The organism is Cyanobacterium sp. uoEpiScrs1 (assembly GCF_947331815.1).
Lineage (GTDB): Bacteria > Cyanobacteriota > Cyanobacteriia > Cyanobacteriales > Microcystaceae > Rippkaea.
Genome location: NZ_OX373462.1, coordinates 1,764,884 through 1,788,906 on the forward strand (window position 1 = coordinate 1,764,884; position 24,023 = coordinate 1,788,906).

Sequence of the window (24,023 nt, forward strand, 5' to 3'; positions counted from 1 at the left end):
ATAAAAACATATACATACTAAAAATATGTTAATTCTTTTTATATTATATTATAATATATTATTTACTTATACATAACTACTTAAAGTGATATTTTTTCTGTAAATCAAATAAACAATATTGACAATAAGTTATTATCAATAATATTATTGATAATAACTTAACCCATTAGTAGTTTTAGGTTGTTTTTTTAGAAAACAACCTCTAAAATTTTTTTTAATGGTATAAATTTTACTTTTTTATAGTTAGTGTCTCTAGCAATAATAATTATGTATAATGACTAAGAAATAATAAGCTGTAGAATCTATAAAATATCTAAATTACAGTATTAAATAGCCTACTCATCTAAAAACAAGTTACACTAAAATATTAGTTCAATTTAATTTAAAAAAAGAAAGATTTTAAATTATTTTTATAAATCAGTAAATCATACTGGTCGATAAATATTTCAAAATATCGAATAAAAAATTTTAAAAAATAGCGATTATTCTGAGATATTAATATATTTTAAAACTAATTTATTTACTTATATCAATAAAATTGTTAAGATTTACTGACGAATTAAAAATTTGATTTAGGATAATAACAATAAAAAATTGTAAAAATTACTGCAAAGTAAAAGATAAATAATTTAAGCAAAGATTTAAATCATCTTAAAAAAAGGGAAATAAGTTACCAGTAATCAAGAATTATTTTATATTAAAAATTGCTATAAAAATAAAATAAATTTTTAGGGTAATTAGTAGGTTTTTTAAAACAAAAAATTAACAAGTGTATATACTATAATTTGCGTAGATTATTCCAGTAAATAAATTTTTATAAAATAGATTGTTTTCTATTTACATAATGTAATAAAAAAATGAAAAATATCATGGTTATTTTAATATTAAATTACTATATAAAATAGCTTAATTGTTGTTAAGATTAAATAATTTATGGAGATGTATATTTTTCAAAAAAGTTTTTACTACAATCCAAAATATGATATAAAATTAATTCCATAACACATATTTTATTAAACTGTCAAAATTGTATTTAATATAAATTAATTCAACCCAAACACTAAAAACTTGATTTAGATACTCTACAATATATGTAGATAATCATAGCTAAATTTATATTGCCATAATTAATTATTGAAAATATTTTTCAAGCTGTTTACATACAATGTTGTCATAGGTAATAATTCAGTCTCAATAAGTGAGTAGCTAGTGATAACTCGATAAAAATTGTTTATACTATTGCTCTAAGATAAGAAGTAGTTAGATGAATTGGACAATTGTTAGGTTGTCAATATCCTAAGCTAGGATTTATAATTATGAGTCAAGACTAACAGGGGGCCGTAACGGTTTTGACAGGTTGGCGAAATCTCCCCCGTGATTCAGGTCGAGAGTGAGTCTCCTCTCGTAAATCCAAGGCTCAAACAAAAAAGTAACTGCGAATAAAATCGTTAAGTTTGAGCGCGCAGCAGTAGCTGCATAACTGAACTCCTTAAGAGTCCGCTCGCTTCCAGGATGACTCCGTTAAGTTCTAGAGGCCTAACCCCAACGGATGCACTCACTAGCCATCTCTGATTAGCTATTGGGTAAAGACTTAGTCAGAGTATCCCACCATTCGGGATAAGGAATGGTTCCTGTTCTGCGGATTAAAAGAACTAAACCTGTGAATGAGCGGACAGTCAATACCCAGTCTGGACAGCAGTTCGACTCTGCTCGGCTCCATATACAATATTTGTTTTAGAAAGGCTCAGTTAACTTATCGTTATAGCTGGGTCTTTTTAGTAAAGAAACATATCTAAACTAGTTGATTATCTTAGGGTAATCGGCTAGTTTAGATATATTGCCAATATTAAATTATTAGACTTCTTTCTTTTAAAAGTCATATAGAATGTAGAAAGATATTGTCAAAAACTACAGCTGAGAGTACACAAATTATTCTTTAAACTGCAGTTTTTTAATCAGATCATAAAAAGGTTGCCAGTCATCTTTATTAGCAATCTCCTCCCAAACCGTTTCAATAGTTTCTTTTACTAAGCTAATTTTTGGATTATAAACTTGTAAACAACTGTAGATAGTTTCCATTTTTTCTATAGGCAACTGGTTTAGAATCCTATGATATATCCTGCACCAACCTTGCCAATCAGCAAAGGGGAGTTTTTGGTTCTCTAAAATACTTAAACCGTCTTCGCGCCATCTATAATTAAACTGTTGAGATAAAGTTTCAAAAAATCCAAAATAACTTATTTGAGTTTCTTGTAAAACTTCTAATGTTTTCTCTACTAAATCCCGTCCTTCAGCAATCACTAAATTATTAAATCCTAATTTTTGTAGAATTAATTCTCGATAAAATTGGTGATAATAATCATCAAACTTTACTAAAGTTTCTTCTAGCCTATACAAAGAAATTACCGCCATCAAAGGGAGATGTAACATCTCTAAATTTGCACGACAGATAGATGATTGGTTTCCATAGCTGTAGCGTCCGCCATCATCAAAATAAGCAGCAACAAATTTTGGATCATAGGTAGGAATAAAAGCATAGGGTCCGTAGTCAAAACTTTCCCCTGTGATCGACATATTATCTGTATTTAACACTCCATGACAAAATCCTGCTGCCATCCACTGTGCTGCTAATTTGGCAACCCGTTGAACTAATTTTTGGTAAAAGAGGGGGTAACGATCTGGAGATTGACAAATTTCAGGATAGTAAGTATCTATTACATGATCTAACAATTTTTGGATTAAATCAGGACGTTTTAGGTAATATAATCGTTCAAAAGTACCAAAACGAATATGGGAACGATTAACACGAATCATAACTGATGAACGAGTAGGGGATGGTTCATCAACACGCCATAATTTTTCTCCAGTTTCAATTAAACTTAAACAACGTGACGTCCGTACTCCCGAAGAATGTAATGCTTCGGCAGCTAATACTTCTCGAATTCCCCCTTTTAAGGTTAATCTACCATCGCCACCGCGAGAATAAGGAGTTTGACCTGATCCTTTCGTTCCAAAATCATATAATTGATTGTCTGTTCCCTGTATTTGTCCGTAAAGAAAACCTCTCCCATCTCCTAAAAGGGGATTATACTGCCCAAATTGATAACCATGATAACGTAAGGCTAAAAAAGGACGAATTCCTTGTAATTTACCAAATGCTTCAACAAAATGATCATCATATACAGCCTCAGAGGATAACCCGAACAAGGGTAATAACTCATTATTACGGAAACGAAGAATCTGTTTGGGAAATTTAGCAGCAACAACTTGGTCGTAATAATCATCACCCAGATTTTCTAGAATGGGTTCGTAATTGAGCTTGAAAAAGGGATTATCTGGGATTTCTACCATTTCATTCAAAAAGGGGTTTCTATCATGTTAGCCAAAAAAAATTTCAATCTAATAATCTTTGATTGCTAAATATAGGATTCAACACACGTTAACTTATAAATTCGTATCAATTTAACTAAGTCCTAGAGTTTGGAGGGATCTGTCAAAATCAAAATACTCACTCATTAATTGTTCAATGCAATCTATTTTAATTTGTTCTTGAAGTCTGACATTTCCAAAAGCACTATCAACAATTTCTACCGTTTGCAATGTATCAAGATCAACCGAAAGAATTGGTACTTCTAAATCTTCGGCTCGGTTAATAATTAAGGGTTGGGGGGTAATGTGTCCAGTTAAAATTAGACAACTGGTGGAGGTTTCTAATGCTGCTAATTGTAAGTCTGTGCGATCTCCCCCTGTAACTACTGCCTTATGTTGTCCTTGGCGAAAATATTCCAACGCCGAGTTAACATTCATCGCTCCGATAGTGAGACTTTCCACCATTAAATCTAATCGGTCACCACGACATAATACATCTGCCCCTAACTGATAAGCAATTTCACGAACACTAACACTATTAAGTAAGCTACTTGACGGCAACATTCCTAAAACCTTAATCCCCTCACCTTCAAGATAGGGTTTAATTAGAGTTTGGGTAGATTCCAATTTGTCGATAGGAATATGATTAATAATTACTCCTATAAGGTGACCACCCAATTGCTGTTTAGCCTTGACAAGACTATCAACAACTAAGGAGGAATGATAACGTGCAACTAGTATTATCGACGCGCTTAACGTATGGGCAACGTCTATTACCGACAAGTTAAATGAACTTCCTTTCCATAGGGTACCGGCTCCCTCAAGAATTACCACATCAGCTTCTACATCATCATAGGACTGACGCAATAATTGAGTATAGTTTTTAGTATCTTTACCTTCAAGACGTTTCTCAATTGTCTTTGTTTCCAAAAATAATAAAGGGGACCGTACTTGGGTTGACTTTAAGTCCAAGATATCAGCAATAAACTGTACATCAGCTTCCTCCTTTAGAAAAGAGCCATCTTCCAAATAGGTTCCGATAGGTTTACCGTAGGCCACAGAAAATCCTTTTTGTCTTAACCGATGAGCGAGCCCGATAATTGTCCCGGACTTGCCACTGCATGCTTCAATCGATCCGACTAGTAAATATTTTGCTGACAGTGCCACGAGGTTACTCCTTAAATGTGTAATTCAACGGCAGTTTTTTAGAAAATAGTATAGACGTCGCATCTATCAAACTTTACCTTTGAACTTTTTTGCCCTCACTTAATGCTCTTACACAGTTTCCATAATTAAAAATGGTTGTAGGAGTGTAAGGAATAAAATTGTTTGAAATGCAGTAATTTGCGATAAGATACTTGGGAAGAATCTGCGAACTTAACTTCTATTGTACTATTTTCAATTTTATGACTTAGATTTTTTTAATCTCTCTTAATTGATTGGATCGCTTTGACGAGAAACAAAGGACAGCTAAGCTGTAGTATCCTACTATAGAGAAAATAGATACGTGTATAACGAAAATAAAAAATTTACTTAATTAAATAGTTTTATAGAAAAATCCCAATTTATATTTACCTATTATAATTAGTAGATATTTATAATGCAGTTTTGTAATACTCAGCCACCCCCCACTGTATGATTTCCTGAGAGGTGGTCATATTCCACAAGAATGGACTACTGGATCCAATTTTTAGCACGGTCTACTGCCCGTCGCCAAGGAGTGAAGTTAGCTTGAACTTTAGAAGCATTATTTCCAGGATTGAAAACCCGATCAATCTTACGGGTAGCAATTAGGTCCTCGTAACTATCCCAAAAACCAATGGTTAATCCTGCTCCAAAAGCAGCCCCTTGGGCGGTAGCATCTAATATAACAGGGCGTTCTACGGGAATTCCCAAAGCATCAGATTGAAATTGCATTAAGAAGTTGTTCTGGGAAGCCCCTCCATCAACTTTAAGACGGGCTACTTTCATATCTGACCCTTTATTTATAGCCTCGACTACTTCCTTAACTTGATAGGCAATTGCTTCTAACACTGCCCTTACCATATGTTCTCGTCGAACTCCCCCGGTTATTCCTAAAAATGCTCCCCGGGCTGACATATCCCAATGAGGAGCACCTAGTCCACTCAACGCAGGTACAAAGTAAATTCCATTGGTATCAGAAACTTGACGGGCCACGGACTCAGTTTCAGCTGCACTATTGATTAAATTTATCCCATCACGTAACCATTGAATTGACGCTCCAGAAGTAAATATTGCCCCTTCTAGTGCATAGTTGGCAGAGTTATTTCTCGTCCAAGCAACGGTAGAAAGAAGTTGATTTTTTGAACGCATGACTTCTTTTCCCGCCTGTAAAATCAGGAAAGAGCCTGTCCCATAAGTACATTTAAGTAATCCTGGACGATCACAACCGTGAGCAAATAAGGCTGCTTGTTGATCGCCAAAAATGGCGGTAATAGGAATTTTTGCTCCTAATATGTCAGCATCGGTTTCACCAAAATAACTCATACTTTCTTGAATTTTTGGCATGATAGTTGGTGGAATGCCAAATAATTCTAATAAGTCTGAATCCCAAGTTAGTCCATCGAGGTTCATTAACATAGTACGACAGGCATTACTATGGTCAGTAGCGTGAACCTTTCCCCCTGTTAAGTTCCATAACATCCAAGTGTCAATAGTTCCAGCAATGACATTCTCAAAGTCTACTGAGGGCTTATTCTCTTTTACCCAATTAATCAACCAGGCGAGTTTAGTCGCAGAGAAGTAGGGATCTAGGACTAACCCAGTTTTTCGGGTAATTTCTCGTGACTTTCCTTTTCTGCGTAGTTCGCTACACATATCAGATGTACGACGATCTTGCCAGACAATGGCCTTATGTAGTGGTTTTCCTGTGGTCTTATCCCATAAGAGACAGGTTTCCCGTTGCACAGTTAAACCAATAGCCTCTATCGCTGTGATATCTATTTGTTTTTTCCCTAAAACTTGATCGATGACGCTACGCGTATCTTGCCAAATTTCTGTTGCATCGTGTTCCAACCAGCCCGGGTAAGGATAATGCTGAGTTAGTTCTTTATATGCTTGACCAGCAATTGCTCCATCTTTATCAAAGATGATGGCACGGTTCCCCGTAGTCCCCAAATCTATTGCCAGGATGTACTTATCGTGTTTTGTTGTCATTAGCTATCATTTCAGTAATGAGTTGCCTAAAGCATTTTCAACCAAAATACTTTGACTGTATATATACAATCTCAGCTCTACCGAGATCGTACCAATAATATTCATCTCAACTAGACAAGTACTTAGAGTTCTCGCGATGTTTCGACTCTAAATGCTGCTCTATATTATTTTTCCTACACCACAATTTACTGACTTAGTATCAAACCTAGATGAATTGTATCATTGTTATTTTTAATTAGCAAAAGATACAGAACAGTTTGAAGATTGTCACTTATTAACTAAATTTAGAATAAAAAATATTTTTTGAAGATAGAATAGCAACAATAATATATGAATACCAGTCTTGATTTTAATCTTATATCGATACATCTACTAAGTTAACTTATTTATTGTTTATATACTTTTTAAGATAACAGTAGGCAAGTATTTATATGGAAAACAGGATAAATAAAATAAATAGTAATTTTTAAGTTATCACCCACCTATTAAGGTAGCTACCTTATTCGAACAAACTGTATTTGTAGTTAAGCTATTTACAATAAATACAATTCTTAGTATATTTGACTGTATAAAATACACTTAATATAAATATTTTAAACGTAAATAATACTTGAAAGAGGTCAAAAATAAATCTAACTATCATTAAATACAATAATATTAAATAAGTAAAATTATTTATTAACATCAGACTAAGTCTGGATAATTTACAGATTTCATATATATTAGAAATATATCATTGAGAAAATACTAAATTGTTATTCATAGTTTAATTCCTAATACTTGAGTGTAAGCGCCCCTTGCTTGAGTTACTCCGATGGTTCTTTCCGAAGCTTCAATCATAGGACGACGTAAACTAACCACAATAAATTGGGCTTGTTGTGCCTGTTTTCTGATCATTTGCGATAATCTTTCCACGTTTGCTCCGTCTAAAAACATATCTACTTCATCGAAGGCATAGAAAGGAGAAGGACGATATCTTTGCAGTGAGAAGATAAAGCTTAAAGCTGTTAAAGATTTCTCTCCTCCTGACATAGAACTTAATCTTTGGACTGGTTTTCCTTTAGGATGAGCAACTAGATTTAATCCACCCTCAAAAGGGTTATCTTCATTATCTAATTGCAAATAGCCATCTCCATCAGATAAAGCAGCAAATATAGTTTTAAAGTTTTTATTAACTGCATCAAATGCTTCTTTAAAGGAACGGTATCTTAGGGTTGTAAAATTTTCTATTCTCAATAGTAATTCCGTTCTTTCTTCTTCTATAGTTGAGATCTTTTCAGTTAGTTCGGTTAATCTATTCCGAGTTTTTTCATGTTCTTCTAGAGCCAACATGTTGACCGGTTCCATTTCTTTAATACATTTTCTTTCAATACAAATATCGTTTTGTATTTGTTCAATATAAGGTGTCAAATCCGTAGTTTCTAAGTTAATTGCTTTAAGCAAAGGAATTTCAGGTAAGGGGTCAGGTAACTCAGTTTGTTTATTCTTTAACTGTTCTTTTAATTTTGTTAATTTTTTTTCTTGTTCCTGTTTGGTGATCTCTAGTTTATCTAACTGCCATGTAGTTTGTTGATACTTTTCTTGCAAGGAGTGTAGAGTACGTTCATAAAGATCGCGTTCTTTTTTAGTTTCCCCTAATTTAAGGTTAAGTTGTCCCAGTGAACTTTCTAATTCCTGGCTTCTATTCATAATTTCATTGAGTTTATTGGCAAGTTTTTTTTGCTCAGTAATAATAGATATTTTTTGATTCTTGTTCCATTCTATAAACTGCTTTTTTTTATTTATTTTTTCCCTTATTTGTTGGGCTTTAACTTTAATATCTCTTAGTTTCTCTTCTTCTTGCCTGAGGTCTTTCTCTCCTTTGTTTAGCTGATCTTCTTGAGTTTTGAGCAATGCTTGAATTTTTTGCCATTCGCTATTTATTTGAGACTTTTCTAACTCAGATAACTGTTTTTGTTCAGCGATTAATTTACTTTCAATGGCAGGAATTTCAGTCTCTAGAATAACTAGTTTACTAACAATAGTCTCTAATTCTTTTTTGTCAGTAAGTAGGTACAAGTGTAATTTATCTTTATTTTCAGTTAGTTTCTTGATTTCTTTGCCAAGTTGTTGGTGTTTTAATTCTTGTTCTCTTTTATTATGTTTAGTTTCCAATAGAGTCTCAGATAATTCTTTAACTTTAGTTTCTTTCTGCGTAATTTTACTTTTATTTATAGATAATAAACTATCCAAATCTACCAGTCTATTCCTGATAGATTTTGTTTCTTCTGACTCTTCTTTAAGAAAAGTTCCAAAATGAATATTTGACCGTTTTGGCTGACTTCCCCCCGTCATTGCCCCACTGGTTTCAAGAAGTTCTCCCTCTAGCGTGACAATACGTTGTTTTCCAATATAGGAACGAGCATCATTAAGGGTCTCAAAGATAACTGTATTGCCAAAAATATATGCAAATATTTTAGAATATTTTGGCTCACAAATTACTAAATTAACTGCTAGATCGATAAACCCTGAGGACTGGTGTAATAAGGGATCACATTGCACTTTAGAAGAACGAATTTTACTCAAAGGTAAAAAAGTTGCTCGTCCTGCTTTAGATTGTTTTAATAAATTAATTCCTGTTGCCGCAACGGTGTCATCTTTCACTACTATATATCCTAACCTTGCGCCGGCAGAAATTTCCAGAGCTAGTTGATAGCGAGGATCTACTTGTCCAAGTTGAGAAACTAACCCATAAACTCCAGGAATAGTAGAAGTTAATATCAACTGGGCAGCATAAGTTCCTTGCGCTTCCCGTTGTGCCTGTTGAGATGCTTCAAGACGATCAAGTCGACGTTGTTTTTCCCGATGTTCTTTGATAAGACGCTCTTGAGTTTCCTGTAAAACACTTTGGGCAGTTCCTATTATTGCTAATTGTTGAGCAATAGTTTGTACTTGTTCTGTTAATGTTATGATCTGGTTAGATAAAGTTGTTGATTCTTTTTGCTGATTGTAAAGTTCTTCTTTTGTGATTTGCAATTGTTGACTTTCATCTGTAATTTTATTTTTTAATTGATAGTGACGTTCTTCTAGTCGTGCCTGTTGATTTTTTTGAGGATTAAGGACTTTTTGAAGGTCAGCAATTTTGTGATTTAGGGAAGTTTGTTCTCGAACCCAAGTATCAGAAGCCTCTGCAATTGAGTTAGCTTGTTCTCTTCCCATTTCTAGTGTTTGACAAATGCGATCTCGTTTGTGTTTAAGAAAGGGAATAGTATTGGTTTCAAACTCCAAACTGTCTTGAGTTAATTGAGTGAATGTTTGTTCAAATTGATCGATTTCAATTTGAGTTTTTTCGAGATATTGTTGCTTTTCTTCAATTTGACTAATTAATTCTTGTTGACGTTGCTGAAGTTCAGCTTTTTGAGCGTTTTGGGTAGCTAATTTGGAAATAATAGTTAGTTGTTCATCTTCACCCAAAGCTTTAACTTGATGATTGAGTTGTTGGAGTTTATTACTAGTTTGTTCAATTTGTTGGGTGAGGTTAGTTATAGTTTTTTTTAATTGACTAACTTCTTGCTCATGTATGATACTTTGAGAAGTTAAATATGTTATTTTTTGTTGTAAAGATGACCACAAGAGAACTAATTCCCATTGTTCTTTTTCATGAATTTTGATTCTTAATTTTTGATATTTTTCAGCTTTAATGCAATCTATTGCCAATTTCTCTAGTGCTCGTTTCAGTTCCGTTTCAATAATACGACAGCGTTCTTCTCTTCCCTTCACCTCTTCGAGAGTCTCTTTTGTTTTTTGTATTTTGCGATCAAATTCTGCTATCCCTGCTAACTCATCAATAATCTGTCGCCTTTCCTTAGAATTCATAGAGATGATTCGAGTAACATCTCCCTGTAACACAACATTATATCCTTCGGGATAGATCCGCAGATGATTCAACTGTTCATGAAGTTCACTAACATTACAGAGTTTTCCATTAATATAGTAATTTGAAGAATAATTACCGCCTTGTGTAACCCGTAACCGCCTAGTTACTGTCCATTCATCACTACTACTATTTATCAGATATTTATTATTAATCTGTTCAGACTTATTTAAAGGGGGATTTTCATTTTTATTTTCATTGGTTACCACAACCTTACTAAGGGGAGAGACATTTTGTTTAAACTCCTGTAAATCTACAACACCAGATATATCAAAGGTTACAGAAACACTAGCTTCTTGGGTCTTACAGTTCTTGGTATTAGTACGATTATGATTAACCAAGTCAGGCAAACGTTCAGCCCTCATTCCTTTTGAAGTAGCTAGCCCTAAACAAAATAGCAATGCATCGAGAATGTTTGATTTACCTGACCCATTGGGACCAGAAACCACAGTAAACCCTGTCATAAAAGGAATAGAAGTAGTTCCACCAAAAGATTTGAAGTGAGAGAGTTTAATGTGCTTGATATGAACCATGGGGCGCCAAGCCTCAGCCTAAATAATTGCTAAGGTGCTAGTTTACCCTAGTCTAGCAACTCTTAGACATTTTAGATATACAATGGTTTTTTTCGTTGAGGAACAGTAAATAGTGATAATAAAATCTGTGTTATAGGCTTGATTAAAGCGGCAACTAACTTTAATAAACAATCAATAGCTTTAATTTTTACTTAGCTCGTTAACTTAAGTATTGTTTTTAAAGTGTTTAATGAGTTTAATATAAAATGTCATAGGCGGTTAAAAAAGATAGTTTTATAAATTATTTACTGTCAAAAATTAAATTTACAATTATAGCAAGTACCACTTATTTAAAAGAAACAATAAATAATCTATCCATCTTGTATTAAATTGAAAATAAAAACGCTTTAAGACAAGTAGTACTTAAAAGCTATTTTACTAAAAAAATCAGAATAACTGGTTAACTATCCATTAAATTAAATATTATTTGATATATACTTTAAAGCATATCAAACTATGCTATGTTTTAACACTCATAAAGTTTCAGGGGTGTATCTATAATTGATGGTTAGTATTGTAGCTTTAAATTAATTTATAATTACCGATTATATAATTTAAAATAAAATAGAATAGAATAGAATAGTAATGCTTGAAATATAAACTTATATCTATAATTATTAATATGTAGTACATAATTAGTATGTAAAATCTAATCATTAATATAAAAAGTTATTGGTATAATAGTATGCTTGTATATAAGACATTAACAGTAAAAATTTATAGATAAAATCATAAATACAACCAAATAAATAAAAAAAATTTTATATAGAAACTCACTTTATTAAATGCTTTTACTGAATAGCCAAAACTGATAGCAATGATTACATAGATAAAAAAATATAAGGAATAATAGCGTAGCTTAAAATTCATCAAGATAGCGATTCTATACTTTAAATATTTTGCTAAAAAAATGTAAACTAGATGATACCATTGACTATAATAGTACTATATGTTGTATACCACTATTATAGTCAATTCGTAGTTAAGTGATTTTAAAAAGTTATCATTGTAACAGCACAATAGAAAAACTATAAAAAATTAAATTTAATTTAAATCAGGCATGTAAAGTACTAGTAGTATTTTTAAAAAAATATTAATAAAAGAATACATTATAAAACAGTTTTTAGTAACTTTATAGTCTGATATATAAACGATCTAATCCTAAGATATTTACATCAAAAAATATTAAAATTTACGAAAAAAAAGTTTGCAAATTTGATGTTTTTATTAGACACTTAGTTAAGCATTTAATGTTTTGCCTTAATTATTTCAATTATAGTCGGCTATTTTAACAGCCCCAATTTTGACTTGTTAATGTAAGTATTTATTGTGCTACTCTACTATAGATAAATTAGATCAAAATTTATTTTTTATTATGTTATGATGCCTTGTTTATAAATGTATTATTAGAATAATTTAACAATTGACACTAATTATTTTCTAATATTTTCTAAAAAAGTCAGCCACTTAGCTGCTAAGTCGATTTCTGTAAAAGGAATTTGTATAGGAGCCTTGCTATCTATAAAACTAAACTCTATAGTTGGATTACCTTTTTTAGGTAGTGTATTGATATCTACTGGATAACCATTGACTAACAGGCGAATATCGGTCACATCTTCTAAAGAAAATGAAGGTAAATTTTGTGGAAATGAAGGTGTCGGCTCTCCCCAGGTAATTTGTTTTTGTTTAACCCCAATAATGGAATAAATATCATATTTTGTCTGATCAAAATCCTCTGCCCATTGACGATATATTTCTAGTTTTTGATATTCATTTTTTCCATTCCAAGCTAACCAGAAGAAAATAACTAGTAAAGGTAACCATAAAAGACCATGTTCCATATTCATTGTTTTTATTTTAGACTAAGTCTATTATATCTAAATTAAGTACAAAAATAGCTGTCGTTGTCGTTTTGGTACAACTATATACTAAGTTAGCCACTTATTATGATATTTATTAATAAATTGACATATATACAAAAAATTATCTAAATTATAGTTTAATATTAAATTAAATTAAATTAAATAATTTTTATCTAAACTTTTAGACTAGTACAAATTATAAATTCATTTAAATACCATTTAACTCAAATACTTTATTATCTTTATCAAGATAATAAAGTATCAATTTTTTATACAGATGTAATCCATTCTATAGAAATGTATACTAATGTTTTTTAAACAAAAAAACATTAGTATACACAGTCAATAACAGATGACAGTTAAATATCATTTAAATTTATTAAAATTATTATTACCAATAGTATATAAGTTTCGTAAAAAATTTAGGGGAAAGAAAAGGGACAATATCTCTAGGCTTTTCTTTGACCCAATTGGACAGAAAGATTCCTTATTAATTTATACCAAATAATTTGGGGCTATTTCTTAATTATTTGCGATTATGTACGATAATAATCGCAAATCTTATTATGCTTTAACTTAGATGTTGAGAATAACAACCGTATTTTGAAATTTCATAAAATTTATTAGAAAGAAAGATCAAAAGTTTTTTTGAGAAATAGTTTTCGTAGGTGTTTCAGAGGGCTGAGGTTCTGGTTCACGTATTTCGGGAATAGGAAAGAAAAATAAAATTAAGGCCATCAAGGCAATACTACCTATTCCCAACGTAGCCGGGACTGCTCGCTGTCCTAATGGTTCATCAGGAGGACGATATCGTCGTGATATTGGGTGTAATTGTAAACTAAGGTCAGGGAGTGTCCGACTATCAGCAAAAAATTGATCAAGACTTTCAACCAAATCAAATAACTGAACGGTGTTTAATTCCAATTCCACAGAAGATTGACTTATCTGTATACTAGGTCGCCATTTCAATCGATGAAGGTTGGTGTTTTCAATTTTTTCAAGATGAATAGTATCTTCATCTCCTTGATCATCTTGAAAGTGAGAAATCCCACTGAGATATTCTTGAGCATAGGCACTAGCTGCTTGAGCTAAGTTTTCTAGAAATGTTCGTCCCCCCTGGAGTTTTTGAGACGTTCCTACAAAACGACATTCAGCATTAATTAAAATTGATAAAAGAGGACGATTATCTTGGGAATCACCTACAGTCAAGCAATCACCCAATCCTTCTAGTATTAAGGTACAATTTGGCAAGCTATATTGTCGTTTAATATTCATGCGACTTCTCCATCAAACAAACTAATCCAAAACCTTTGCATTCCAGTAGTTCCTGTACAAAACAAAAGTTGTTTTAATAAAAATAAAGCTAACTCGTTCAATTTATCATTAGAAGTTGAATAAACTGAAACTTTAGCACGACGAGGATTCATCCGACTTTGGAAGTGAGCGCGAAATTGGTCTAAATATTCCGCCAAGAGAAAATGACAATTGACTGGTAGTCCTTTTTGTCTCATCTGTTGTTCGGCTAATAAAAGTTGTCTAATCTGAACGGTTAAAGGCTTGGCTAGACAACTGACAATGATTACCAATGCTTTGGCTTGAATAAGAGTTAGATTTCCACGGGTATAGGAGCGCCGCAAAGGATTAGTACATCGCAACCGCCATAAAACAATTCGATTTTTAATAATTTCCTGAAATTGCAATTGTTTTATGGTTTTGAGCATCTGTTCTGACGCTCCCATTTCCAATGCTTCGAGCGCCAACAACGATAGATCAATCCGTTGTTGAAGTCGTACAGCACATCGCTGGCCAGAGATAGGAAAATCTGGCAGAATATCTAAAATCACAGGTTTAAACTTAGTGGAAGAACTCGAATCAGGCATTATACTAATAGTGGAATTCATCTTACAGAATAACTTAGTGTTTTGATAATTGGTCCATTGTCTGCGTTAACTATACCTAGCAAAAGAGACAATTAACTGACTACTTATCTAATGATTAGAATGGCACGAAGATAAAAGGGAAGAAGAATGAAACTTGATTCCAATAAAGAGCATTTATCCTAGGTTTAACGCTCTCAATCTATATTTAGACAAAGAAATACAACTATCTCTCAGAAACTAGGTAAGTTTTTTTTGATCAAGTCAGAATTTGTCGTTTATTAAGATAATAAGTTTTTGTACAAAAAATATTGAATGGTATGGAACAACAACAAAAGATATTAGAGAGTTAATCAGAAATAATTGTTGATTATTTAGGTTATATCAACTCTTAATAAGATGGATATTGTTCTACTAAGTTCTTCAAAACTAACCCCCCCACTATCACAAAAATTAATCAATGAAAAAAACATAAACTTTAGGTGAGAACTTATACTGACAGTCTGTTAGAGTAGTTTTCAACTTCTTGTGAAGAATTTCAAAATATAAACCATGGATCTTAAAGCGTTAATTAGAGATATTCCCGACTTTCCTAAATCTGGAATTATGTTTCGAGATATTACAACTTTGCTTAGCAATCAGAAAGGGTTGCACTATGCCATTGATACCTTATGCGAAAAATGTCAATATCAAGATTTATTGCCTGATTATGTGGTAGGAATGGAGTCTCGTGGTTTTTTGTTCGGAGTACCTTTAGCTTATCAACTTGGAGCTGGTTTTGTCCCTGTTCGTAAACCGGGTAAGCTTCCGGCAGCAGTCCATCAAATTGAGTACGATTTGGAGTATGGAACCGATAAACTTGAAATTCATCAAGATGTCTTAGCCGATCATCATAAAGTACTCATTGTTGATGATTTGATTGCTACGGGAGGAACCGCTAAGGCAACAGTAGATTTGTTGGAGAAAGTTGGTTGTAAGGTATTGGGATTTGTTTTTGTAATCGAATTAAAAGCTTTGAAAGGTCGCCAAAAACTTCCTGATCTACCGATTGTTACCTTAGTAGATTATTAAGAAAATAACTAAGTACTAATTATATTTTTCTTAATTCAAGATTTAGATTATTTATTCTACACGGAATAGTGATAAAAATTAGGTCATTTGCTATTGCTATAATATGTTTATAATCAACAAGAATTTAAAATTCACAGTGTATAAAATTATTAACTTATGAAGTTTCTCTTATCCTCTCAATCTAACCAACTATTAATAGGATTAAAAAACTGGTTAACAAATGAAACTATGCTTTATATTATAAAGCGAGTTTTACAGGGAGTTTTGACTTTATTGTTGGCTTCTTTTCTAAGTTTTCTTATCATTCAAATTGCTCCGGGCAATTACCTTGATACCCTCAAACAGAATCCTAACATATCTGCTGATACTCTAATCAGTTTAACCCAACGTTTTGGATTAGATAAACCTTGGTATGAACAGTATAGTAAATGGTTGTTTCAGGTTGTTACTCATCTTGATTTTGGAGAAAGTTTTGTTTTTAATCGCTCAGTTATTTCTCTGTTAAGTGAAAGAATTATAGCAACATTACTATTGAGTATTACTTCAATCACTTTAACTTGGATAATTGCACTACCTCTTGGGGTACTAAGTGCAGTAAAAAAGAACAGTTTTATTGATAAAATTCTGCGGGTGATTAGTTATCTAGGACAGGGATTTCCTAGTTTTATTACGGCATTATTGTTATTAATTTTCGCTCAACAAATTTCTCCTATTTTACCTGTGGGAGACATGATCAGTATAAATCATCGAGAATTATCTTTTCTCGGTAAAATATTTGATATTGGATGGCATATGATACTACCAACTGTTGCCTTAAGTATTACTAGTTTTGCAGGTTTAATGCGTTTGACGCGAGGACAAATGTTAGATGTGATGCGACAAGATTATATTCAAACTGCACGTGCAAAAGGATTATCTGAAGACAAAGTTATTTATGTTCATGGATTGCGTAATGCCATTAATCCCTTGATTACTTTGCTAGGATTCGAGTTTGCTAGTTTGTTAGGGGGATCATTCATTGCAGAATTTTTCTTTAATTGGCCGGGGTTAGGAACTTTAATTTTAGGGGCAGTTCAAGCACAAGACCTTTACCTAGTTATGGGGAGTTTAACTATGGGAGCGACTATGTTAATAGTGGGCAATCTGTTAGCAGATTTATTACTCAAAGTAGCTGATCCTCGTATCAAATTAGAAAACCTAAAATAATGAAAGATTTTAAATCCAAGTAAATAATTATTAGTTGTAGTTACTTATTCTTTTGTAAAAATAGTCTAAGTTAGTGGTATTACTCCACAGTAGATTGTCCAGACTATTACTCATTTAACCAATCTTGCTCTATAAAACTGAATTAAGTTGTTAATAATAACTATGATAAAGTCCAATAATACAAAAATTACTATAACTAAAGTATCTTAAATTTCTGTCTCTGTTTATACTTATTTTCCATCTCAACCCTCGCAATCTTAATAATGATAAAAGAAATAATATCACTAGCATAAACCTATATATGCTATCGTTTCTCTCAAAAATTGAAAAAAGGAAAGTAAGGCGCTATTATCAAAACAATTTATAGTTGGCCATAATGTTTCTATACAAATTCAATTACCTCAATGGTTTAGGTTACATAAAGTAGCTCAAAATTATTAAAATCAGCAAAGATATCATAAATTAATTAATCTAAGAAAGTCAAGAATAACTATTATTGATTTATGATTACAATAGTAGTCTACTAGTGTGTAGACTTATTTAGTCATTAAATAGATTTTAATTGTAATTATTTTAGTCACGTTCTTAAGAATTAATTCTTAATTGGGGTAAGTATTCATCTTCATAGAATATCTATTAGTCACCTTAAATTTCCCTTTTAGAGTCAACTTTATTTTGAATGACACTGAGATTTTTCTCTAATGCTTAATTATATCAAGCAACAACACTAAGATTAATTTAAAAGTACAGATTTTTTTATCTTAAAATAATGATAAATTATCAACTATTATAGGTCTCTATAGAGAGCATAACCTTATCGAGAAAAGTTTGAAATATAAAATTATCTTCCAAGCTTATATGACTAAGTTTAAAGAATCTGAGAAGTTTTTAAGCTGCCTATGGGCTACTCCACACAATCAGTAAACAAGAGGAGTTAAAACCCTCCTACCTTATGGGCACTAAAATGGTGGTGGATAATTAACAATTTCGTATAATACCCCGTCCATAAAAAATAGAAAAAATAGTCTAATCATACGGATAAGAAACTTATCTACTGATAATCGCCTATGTGTACAGCTTAACTCAACCTATAGAGAGTCTTGCTATAGTTGAATAGATAACCTTTAGTTGTTATTCTTGACATTTAGCTTTTTTAGTTACTTAATCAAGATAAAAGCCTGATATATATATATCAATTATTTTCTATGGATCTTGGGACCAATTTTTCTCTACACTACTATCATTTAGGGATGTTTCTGCCAGTTGATAGTCTTTTTTCAACCCAGGGCATTATGGTTATGCTACTGGCGTCCTATGGTTTAGCAATGTGGATGTTTCTAACTAGCGCACCGAAGGTTTATACTATTATGGTTTGTGATCTAGAAATAGCCCAACAATTTTATCAAGGTTTGCTGGAATTACCTGTCGCGGAAGTTCCCTTACATTACTATTACAATTACGAGCGGAGTTTAGGGGCGGAAGCATTTGATCCCTTGTATGTTTCTACTACCCCTACTCCAACAACGGCAGCGGCTTTTAGACATTCTGATGGACTTTGGTATCAATTAAAAAGAAATGCTCAGTTACATATTATTGCTGGAGCTAGTTATGGACATAAAAACCGTCAGCGTCATGTTTGTTTTGACCATGAGTGCTTAGAGAATATTTTAATGCGAGTCCAATTAAGACGCTTAAAATATAAAATACGTCGTAATCAACCTCTCAATTTTTTAGTTAAAGATCTTGAAGAAAGGATAATTGAAATGACTGAAGTCAATAATTAGTGGTCAATGCTGTTGATGACTATACGAAGATAAGTGTATTGATCAAAAAATGATCTTCTGGTGATTGTTGAATACCTCACTTTAATTGCCTGTTGCTCATAATCTGTGATTAAGCAATCCATAAATAATTATTTTTTATATAAATCTACTCGATTCTTACTAAATTATTAATTTGATTTGTGTAACAGATCTGTTTTTTAATTATTTAATCAAAGAAACTTCTGATGTCAAATAATTTATGCTTAATGTATCTACCATACATTGTTTAAAAGTAATTAATGTCATTCTCCTTTAACTTACTATGTATAACATATAAAGCTTAGAATGCAAAATTAATTCGATTTGGTGTGGAGTTTAATGTAAATAATTTTATACACAATCTTAACTTGTAAGTAATTTTTCCTGGAATAAGTCAAATATCAATGCCCTAAGGGCTATTACTTATAGTCGATTCTATCGTGGGGCTTATACATTTTATTTCTCTTTTCCAAGAAAAAAATCATTTTCATGAAAGTAACTAGGACAACAAGTGGTGTTAAATACCTCTAGAACGTGGTTAGTTGGGGGAATTGGTTATTAACATTTGTAGCAAAATTACTTGGACTTTGAAGTTAAGGTTTAAATCTTTTTCTCAATGGGAAGGATTCCCTTATAATCAGTAAAGGAACTTTTTTAGGACTGTAATGGCACTGCTAACCATCGGAAAAGGATTGCTACGCGCTTTAGAGACTGGAAGAGGATTACTCTACGCTTTAGAAAAATCAGGCGCATTAGCAGTATATGCTCCCCTAGAGGGAGGCTTTGAAGGGCGTTATCAACGACGTTTACGAGCCAATGGCTATAATAGCCTTTCTTTGACGGCTAAAGGACTTGGCGATGTTAGTGCCTATTTGATGGGCATTCATGGAGTTCGCCCCCCCCATTTGGGTAAAAAGAATATTGGACAAGATGCGGCCGTTGGCCCTGTCTATTTTGTTCCTCCCATTGCCGCGTATCAACTAGAAAACCTACCATCTAAATCGAAAGGACTAATATTATGGATTTTAGAGGGGCATGTTCTATCTAAAACCGAACTAGAATATCTTGCTAATTTACCTTCTATTGAACCTCGGATTAAGGTTATTGTGGAGATGGGCGGGGAGCGCTATTTTCGTTGGAAAACCTTGTCGGATGTAATTCAAACGACTTAGTCAAGGACTTGTTTTTCAAGGTCTGGAAAATTCTAACCAAGACCTTGACAAGTATTTAAAATTTATGTTAGCCTTATCCAGGCAAGTAAGTTTTTGATAGCTAATTTGCGGGTGTAGTTTAGTGGTAAAACCTTAGCCTTCCAAGCTAATGATAGGGGTTCGATTCCCCTCACCCGCTTCATCTAAGATGGTGTACTAGAATCTAGACATGAGTCTTGATGTTTTCTCAATTGGATTGAATGAAAAAATTTACGACAGTCATCTAAGTTCAAATACTTAACAACGACTTAAACATGAATTAATCTGTAATTTGTAATCCAGTATTTTTTAACAAAATTTTTTATAACTTAATTCAAACTACTCTCTTGTAAAATAAGATAAATTGCTGTGTATATGCAATGATATCTATTGGGTATCTTACTCTTTAAAGATCAATGTCAACAATTTCTTATATAAACATTTTGTTTTTAGACTCTTTAACTAACTATTTTTATTAGTTAATATTAACCGAGCATTATCTCAGTCAAGATATTTAAGAATTTAAGAGTTATAGATAAATAAATAGATATAAATACATACAATAAGCAAGTTATATTGTTGTATTTAAGTAATTAAATGTAAATCAAGACAATCTAATTTTAGATTATTTATGATTGTTATATAGATTGTTACTTAATAATATTTTTTTATTAGATTTATTTAGAGATAATAAGTTCTTATAAAAAACAAATAAAATTTTTGTAACGATAATAACTTCAGTTTAAATACGACACAATTCCTAATCTTTACCGAAATATTATTGATAATAATCTCTTTCTCTGTTAAATACTTTTAAAATTTCTTAACTCTTTATTTTTAAGTATTTTAATAATTGTCGTTCTTATTTTTGCTATCTTCTACTTTTAGTCATTTTTATAAAAGTTATATAGATTCTTTTGTCAATTGATTTTACTTTTTATTTATTTAATTTTTAGGTAACTATTTGCTGTTATAAATAGTTTTGCTATGCTTCAATATACTTTTTAAAAAACATTTAATATATTTTAAATTTTTTATTGTTCAGGAAAAATTACAATTCTTGTTTTTCTTGAATAATTAATATAGAGATTACCCTTATTATTATACTTTGTAACTAATATCACAAAAATTTTATTATTTAGACCTTCTATTTTCTTTAACTTTTAAAATCACTTTTACTCTTTTTGTCTGTCTATAAATAACCTATTAAATGTAAATTAACTTTATGGTTACTACCAGCTAAATTATATTAGCTAAATTTTTAGATAGACTACTTCCCATCAATTACTATTGTTAACGATTTTTCTTATGTATACTCATTTAAGCTTATTAATCTAGACATATCAACAACATTTAAGCTGGCTTTTACAACTGATACCTTAGAAAAGAGAAGTACTCTGATACAGAATTTATATCATATCAGAGTACTTCTCTTTTCTATAAAAATTATTCCATTGTAATTTTGTCTTTAATTATTACAGTATATTAATTAATATCAACTATTCTGAGAAGTTGCTTAGTGATTAAATGTTTATAATTTTAGACAACTTATTTCCAATATATCTGTCGCTTATTGGGGTCAGTTAAAGAACTATTTTCCTGCATCATCTGTTTGACTTGATGTGGATCGAAACTACGACTAAAATCTTTTCTCAATACCGCCACACGTCTTTCTGTTTCTTGAACTTGAGTTGTAACTTCCTTCAGTTTTTCCTGTTGTAAAAACTGATAGGGAAGCAATTTAAACAAAGTGAAAGCTGCAAGAATTGACAAAGTTCCATTAATGAACAGTTTAACTTTAATTTCAGTGGCTATCCATTGACGTCGAATATAAATTTCTTGTTGATTAGGTTTGCGACGACGTCGGCGAACAGATGGGGAAGTAGGACTTTGATAAGTTTCTAAGATATGAGATGCGGCCATAAGCGTCTATTTATGTGATGGAAAATCATCAAAAAAAACTCTGGATGCTAATCAGTCAATAACTATCCTGATAATTTGGTTTATAGACTATCTACCAGATTTCTTAGAGAAGAAGAATAATTCTTAAATTTAAATATCAAGATAAATAATCAACTATTCTATAAAACGAACATTCTACTTATAAAGTTCCTTAGATAAATGAAAAGCTAGAAATTTAGGAACTCAATTAATCATTAAAGAGAGAATAGCCTAGAGATATGATGTTAAGCTGGGAAATAAACCCTTTTTAACTACTATTTACATACTTTTATGTATTGATATCTGGTTTTAAACTAAGTTTAGTTATCCCTACACAAAAGACTTTTCTTACAAGAACTTGTTATAAATTTTAATCACATTAACGGATGACCAACCAAGAAAACTTTAAGGTAACCATTGTGGCTTGAAACCGATTTCTAGTTCTTCTGGCTTAATTTTAAGAGTTTTGTCTGATCCTTTTAATTCAGGCAAAGGAAGTAACCAGACCTGTCCATTAGCGATTCCCTGTTGTTCTGAAGTTATTAAATCATTGGTTGAGCTAGGGACCGCTGTTACTACTTGATCAAACAATAAAGCGACTCCATCAGGGGACATACTTAGTTGGACATCTCGATAGTTAGGTAAAGCAAGTAAGGGAAAATCCATTGTTTTTTCTATATCAATCACAGAAAGAAATGGTTCTTCACGATATTTACCTTTTTTTTCCTCAACTAAGTCAGTTTTAAGGCAATAAAGTAATTTTTTTTCTCTAGGTTCAAACTCGCAGTCAATAATTGGATAAAGAGTACGAAATAACTCTTGTTTTTGTTTGTTTTGATTGATAAGTACCAGTGATCTCGTATAGTCCCGATTATCTCTAACCAGAAGCATCTGCTTCCCATCGGCAGAAAATCCTAGACTTTTTTCATACCCGGTCAAGAATTCTGATGCTTCCCCATCAGAATTCAAAGAAACTATTCCCACCCCACCTCGTTGAGAGATAACTACATATTTACCATCAGGGGAAATGACAAAATCTCCTCCAGGAACTCCTAATGGTCTTGGATTTTGCTCCTCAGAAACCGTCCATAATCCTGAATCAGCTGGATTTTTACGATTAATTCGCCAAATAACGATACTTTGTCCATTATGCGATAGATCAAAAGTCAAATTTCGATAATTTTTTGTATCAAGAATACGTTTTAATCTCCCTGCCCGTGGCATTTCAACAGCATTAGGAGAAACTTGTAAACCCGTAGTAACTGTATATAATTGTTGATTAACTAATGTTTGGCTATTGAGGCTAGGTTCATAAGCACTAAATAAAATTTTACTGCCATTAGGATAAATTTTAAAATTAGTGACGATTAGATCTAAAGGAGTTAAGATTGTTTTTTTGGGTTGATTAGCATCAGTAATATTACATATGATTAGTCGTCCACGTTCTTCTGCAGTAATACCGATATAGGCAAAGGTACGATCACGAGTGCTAAATAAACTGACAAATGGTTCGATAAATTTATGATCATAAATTCTGTGAGCATTTTGTAATTTAATTTGATAATTTGTCCCGTAAATTGGTGGATCATCTAACGTATAGATTAATTGACGTCCTCGCCAGCTAATTTTCCCAGAAAGGGGAGGATCAATGGATAGATGTTTTTCAACACTATACTTATCTACGGGACGGTTAAAAGTGATTCTAAAGGCTTTATCTTGTAACCCTATTTTTTTGCCATTCCAACTAAAATAACTGACTCGTAAAGGAATTTGTTCTCCTCTCACGAGTACTACCCCTAGTATCAGACTGAGAATAACAATACACCCTAGGGCAATCCAATCAAACAACTTTAGTTTTTTCAGTAAAGATTGATTTCTTTGTGATGAATTTGTCATGATAGTTAATAGATATCGTTACAAGTACAGAATTAGATATAAAACTTTTTCAATATAATCTTCATTAGAAAAACTCTAGTTATTGGAAATTTATATAATACCTCGTTAATCATCAATTATCCTTCGTTGTTTATCTTTTAAAAGCTG

Annotated in this window: 13 protein-coding genes, 1 tRNA gene and 1 other RNA gene; 6 read left to right on the forward strand and 9 right to left on the reverse strand. The window is 31.9% G+C overall.

Annotation, left to right across the window (positions count from 1 at the left end):
• Nucleotides 1-1,334: 1,334 nt before the first annotated feature.
• Nucleotides 1,335-1,722: a transfer-messenger RNA gene (ssrA, locus tag OXU93_RS06130) on the forward strand.
• A 207-nt stretch (nt 1,723-1,929) separates the two neighbouring features.
• On the opposite strand, the gene OXU93_RS06135 is transcribed toward ssrA, so the two are convergent.
• The 7 genes from OXU93_RS06135 to OXU93_RS06165 form a co-directional block, all read right to left on the reverse strand.
• Nucleotides 1,930-3,351, reverse strand: a complete 1,422-nt coding sequence (locus tag OXU93_RS06135; RefSeq protein ID WP_267383285.1) for a protein adenylyltransferase SelO — start codon at nt 3,349-3,351, stop codon at nt 1,930-1,932.
• Nucleotides 3,352-3,462: 111 nt separating this feature from the next.
• Nucleotides 3,463-4,536: a phosphotransacetylase family protein gene (locus OXU93_RS06140; protein ID WP_267383286.1), complete on the reverse strand. Its 1,074-nt coding sequence runs from the start codon at nt 4,534-4,536 to the stop codon at nt 3,463-3,465.
• Nucleotides 4,537-5,043: 507 nt separating this feature from the next.
• Nucleotides 5,044-6,546: a glycerol kinase GlpK gene (gene glpK, locus OXU93_RS06145; RefSeq protein ID WP_267383287.1), complete on the reverse strand. Its 1,503-nt coding sequence runs from the start codon at nt 6,544-6,546 to the stop codon at nt 5,044-5,046.
• 759 nt (nt 6,547-7,305) lie between these two features.
• Nucleotides 7,306-10,992 carry a chromosome segregation protein SMC gene (gene smc, locus OXU93_RS06150; RefSeq protein WP_267383288.1) on the reverse strand — a complete coding sequence of 1,229 codons (3,687 nt, stop codon included), beginning with the start codon at nt 10,990-10,992 and terminating at the stop codon, nt 7,306-7,308.
• 1,472 nt (nt 10,993-12,464) lie between these two features.
• Nucleotides 12,465-12,872: a hypothetical protein gene (locus tag OXU93_RS06155; protein ID WP_267384829.1), complete on the reverse strand. Its 408-nt coding sequence runs from the start codon at nt 12,870-12,872 to the stop codon at nt 12,465-12,467.
• Nucleotides 12,873-13,529: 657 nt separating this feature from the next.
• The gene (locus tag OXU93_RS06160) at nt 13,530-14,168 is read right to left on the reverse strand and encodes a DUF4335 domain-containing protein (protein WP_267383289.1); all 639 of its coding nucleotides are present in this window, start codon (nt 14,166-14,168) and stop codon (nt 13,530-13,532) included.
• Nucleotides 14,165-14,794, reverse strand: coding sequence for a DUF3038 domain-containing protein (locus tag OXU93_RS06165; protein ID WP_267383290.1), 630 nt, complete (start codon nt 14,792-14,794; stop codon nt 14,165-14,167). Before OXU93_RS06165 ends, OXU93_RS06160 begins: the two co-directional genes overlap by 4 nt.
• Before the next feature lie 528 nt (nt 14,795-15,322).
• Between OXU93_RS06165 and OXU93_RS06170 the strand changes: the two genes are divergently transcribed.
• From OXU93_RS06170 to OXU93_RS06190, 5 genes are all read left to right on the forward strand, one after another.
• Nucleotides 15,323-15,841 (forward strand): adenine phosphoribosyltransferase, encoded by a 519-nt coding sequence (locus OXU93_RS06170; RefSeq protein ID WP_267383291.1) that lies wholly within the window; start codon nt 15,323-15,325, stop codon nt 15,839-15,841.
• Nucleotides 15,842-15,997: 156 nt separating this feature from the next.
• Nucleotides 15,998-17,047, forward strand: a complete 1,050-nt coding sequence (locus tag OXU93_RS06175; RefSeq protein ID WP_267383292.1) for an ABC transporter permease — start codon at nt 15,998-16,000, stop codon at nt 17,045-17,047.
• A gap of 1,205 nt (nt 17,048-18,252) precedes the next feature.
• Nucleotides 18,253-18,831: a glyoxalase-like domain protein gene (locus OXU93_RS06180; RefSeq protein ID WP_267383294.1), complete on the forward strand. Its 579-nt coding sequence runs from the start codon at nt 18,253-18,255 to the stop codon at nt 18,829-18,831.
• A 683-nt stretch (nt 18,832-19,514) separates the two neighbouring features.
• Nucleotides 19,515-20,021: an NAD(P)H-quinone oxidoreductase subunit N gene (locus OXU93_RS06185; protein WP_267383295.1), complete on the forward strand. Its 507-nt coding sequence runs from the start codon at nt 19,515-19,517 to the stop codon at nt 20,019-20,021.
• A gap of 107 nt (nt 20,022-20,128) precedes the next feature.
• Nucleotides 20,129-20,199 (forward strand) — tRNA-Gly (locus OXU93_RS06190).
• 1,388 nt (nt 20,200-21,587) lie between these two features.
• Here the strand turns inward: OXU93_RS06190 and OXU93_RS06195 are convergent.
• Nucleotides 21,588-21,962, reverse strand: coding sequence for a hypothetical protein (locus OXU93_RS06195; RefSeq protein WP_267383296.1), 375 nt, complete (start codon nt 21,960-21,962; stop codon nt 21,588-21,590).
• A 423-nt stretch (nt 21,963-22,385) separates the two neighbouring features.
• Nucleotides 22,386-23,876: a TolB family protein gene (locus OXU93_RS06200; RefSeq protein WP_267383297.1), complete on the reverse strand. Its 1,491-nt coding sequence runs from the start codon at nt 23,874-23,876 to the stop codon at nt 22,386-22,388.
• Nucleotides 23,877-24,023 lie beyond the last annotated feature (147 nt).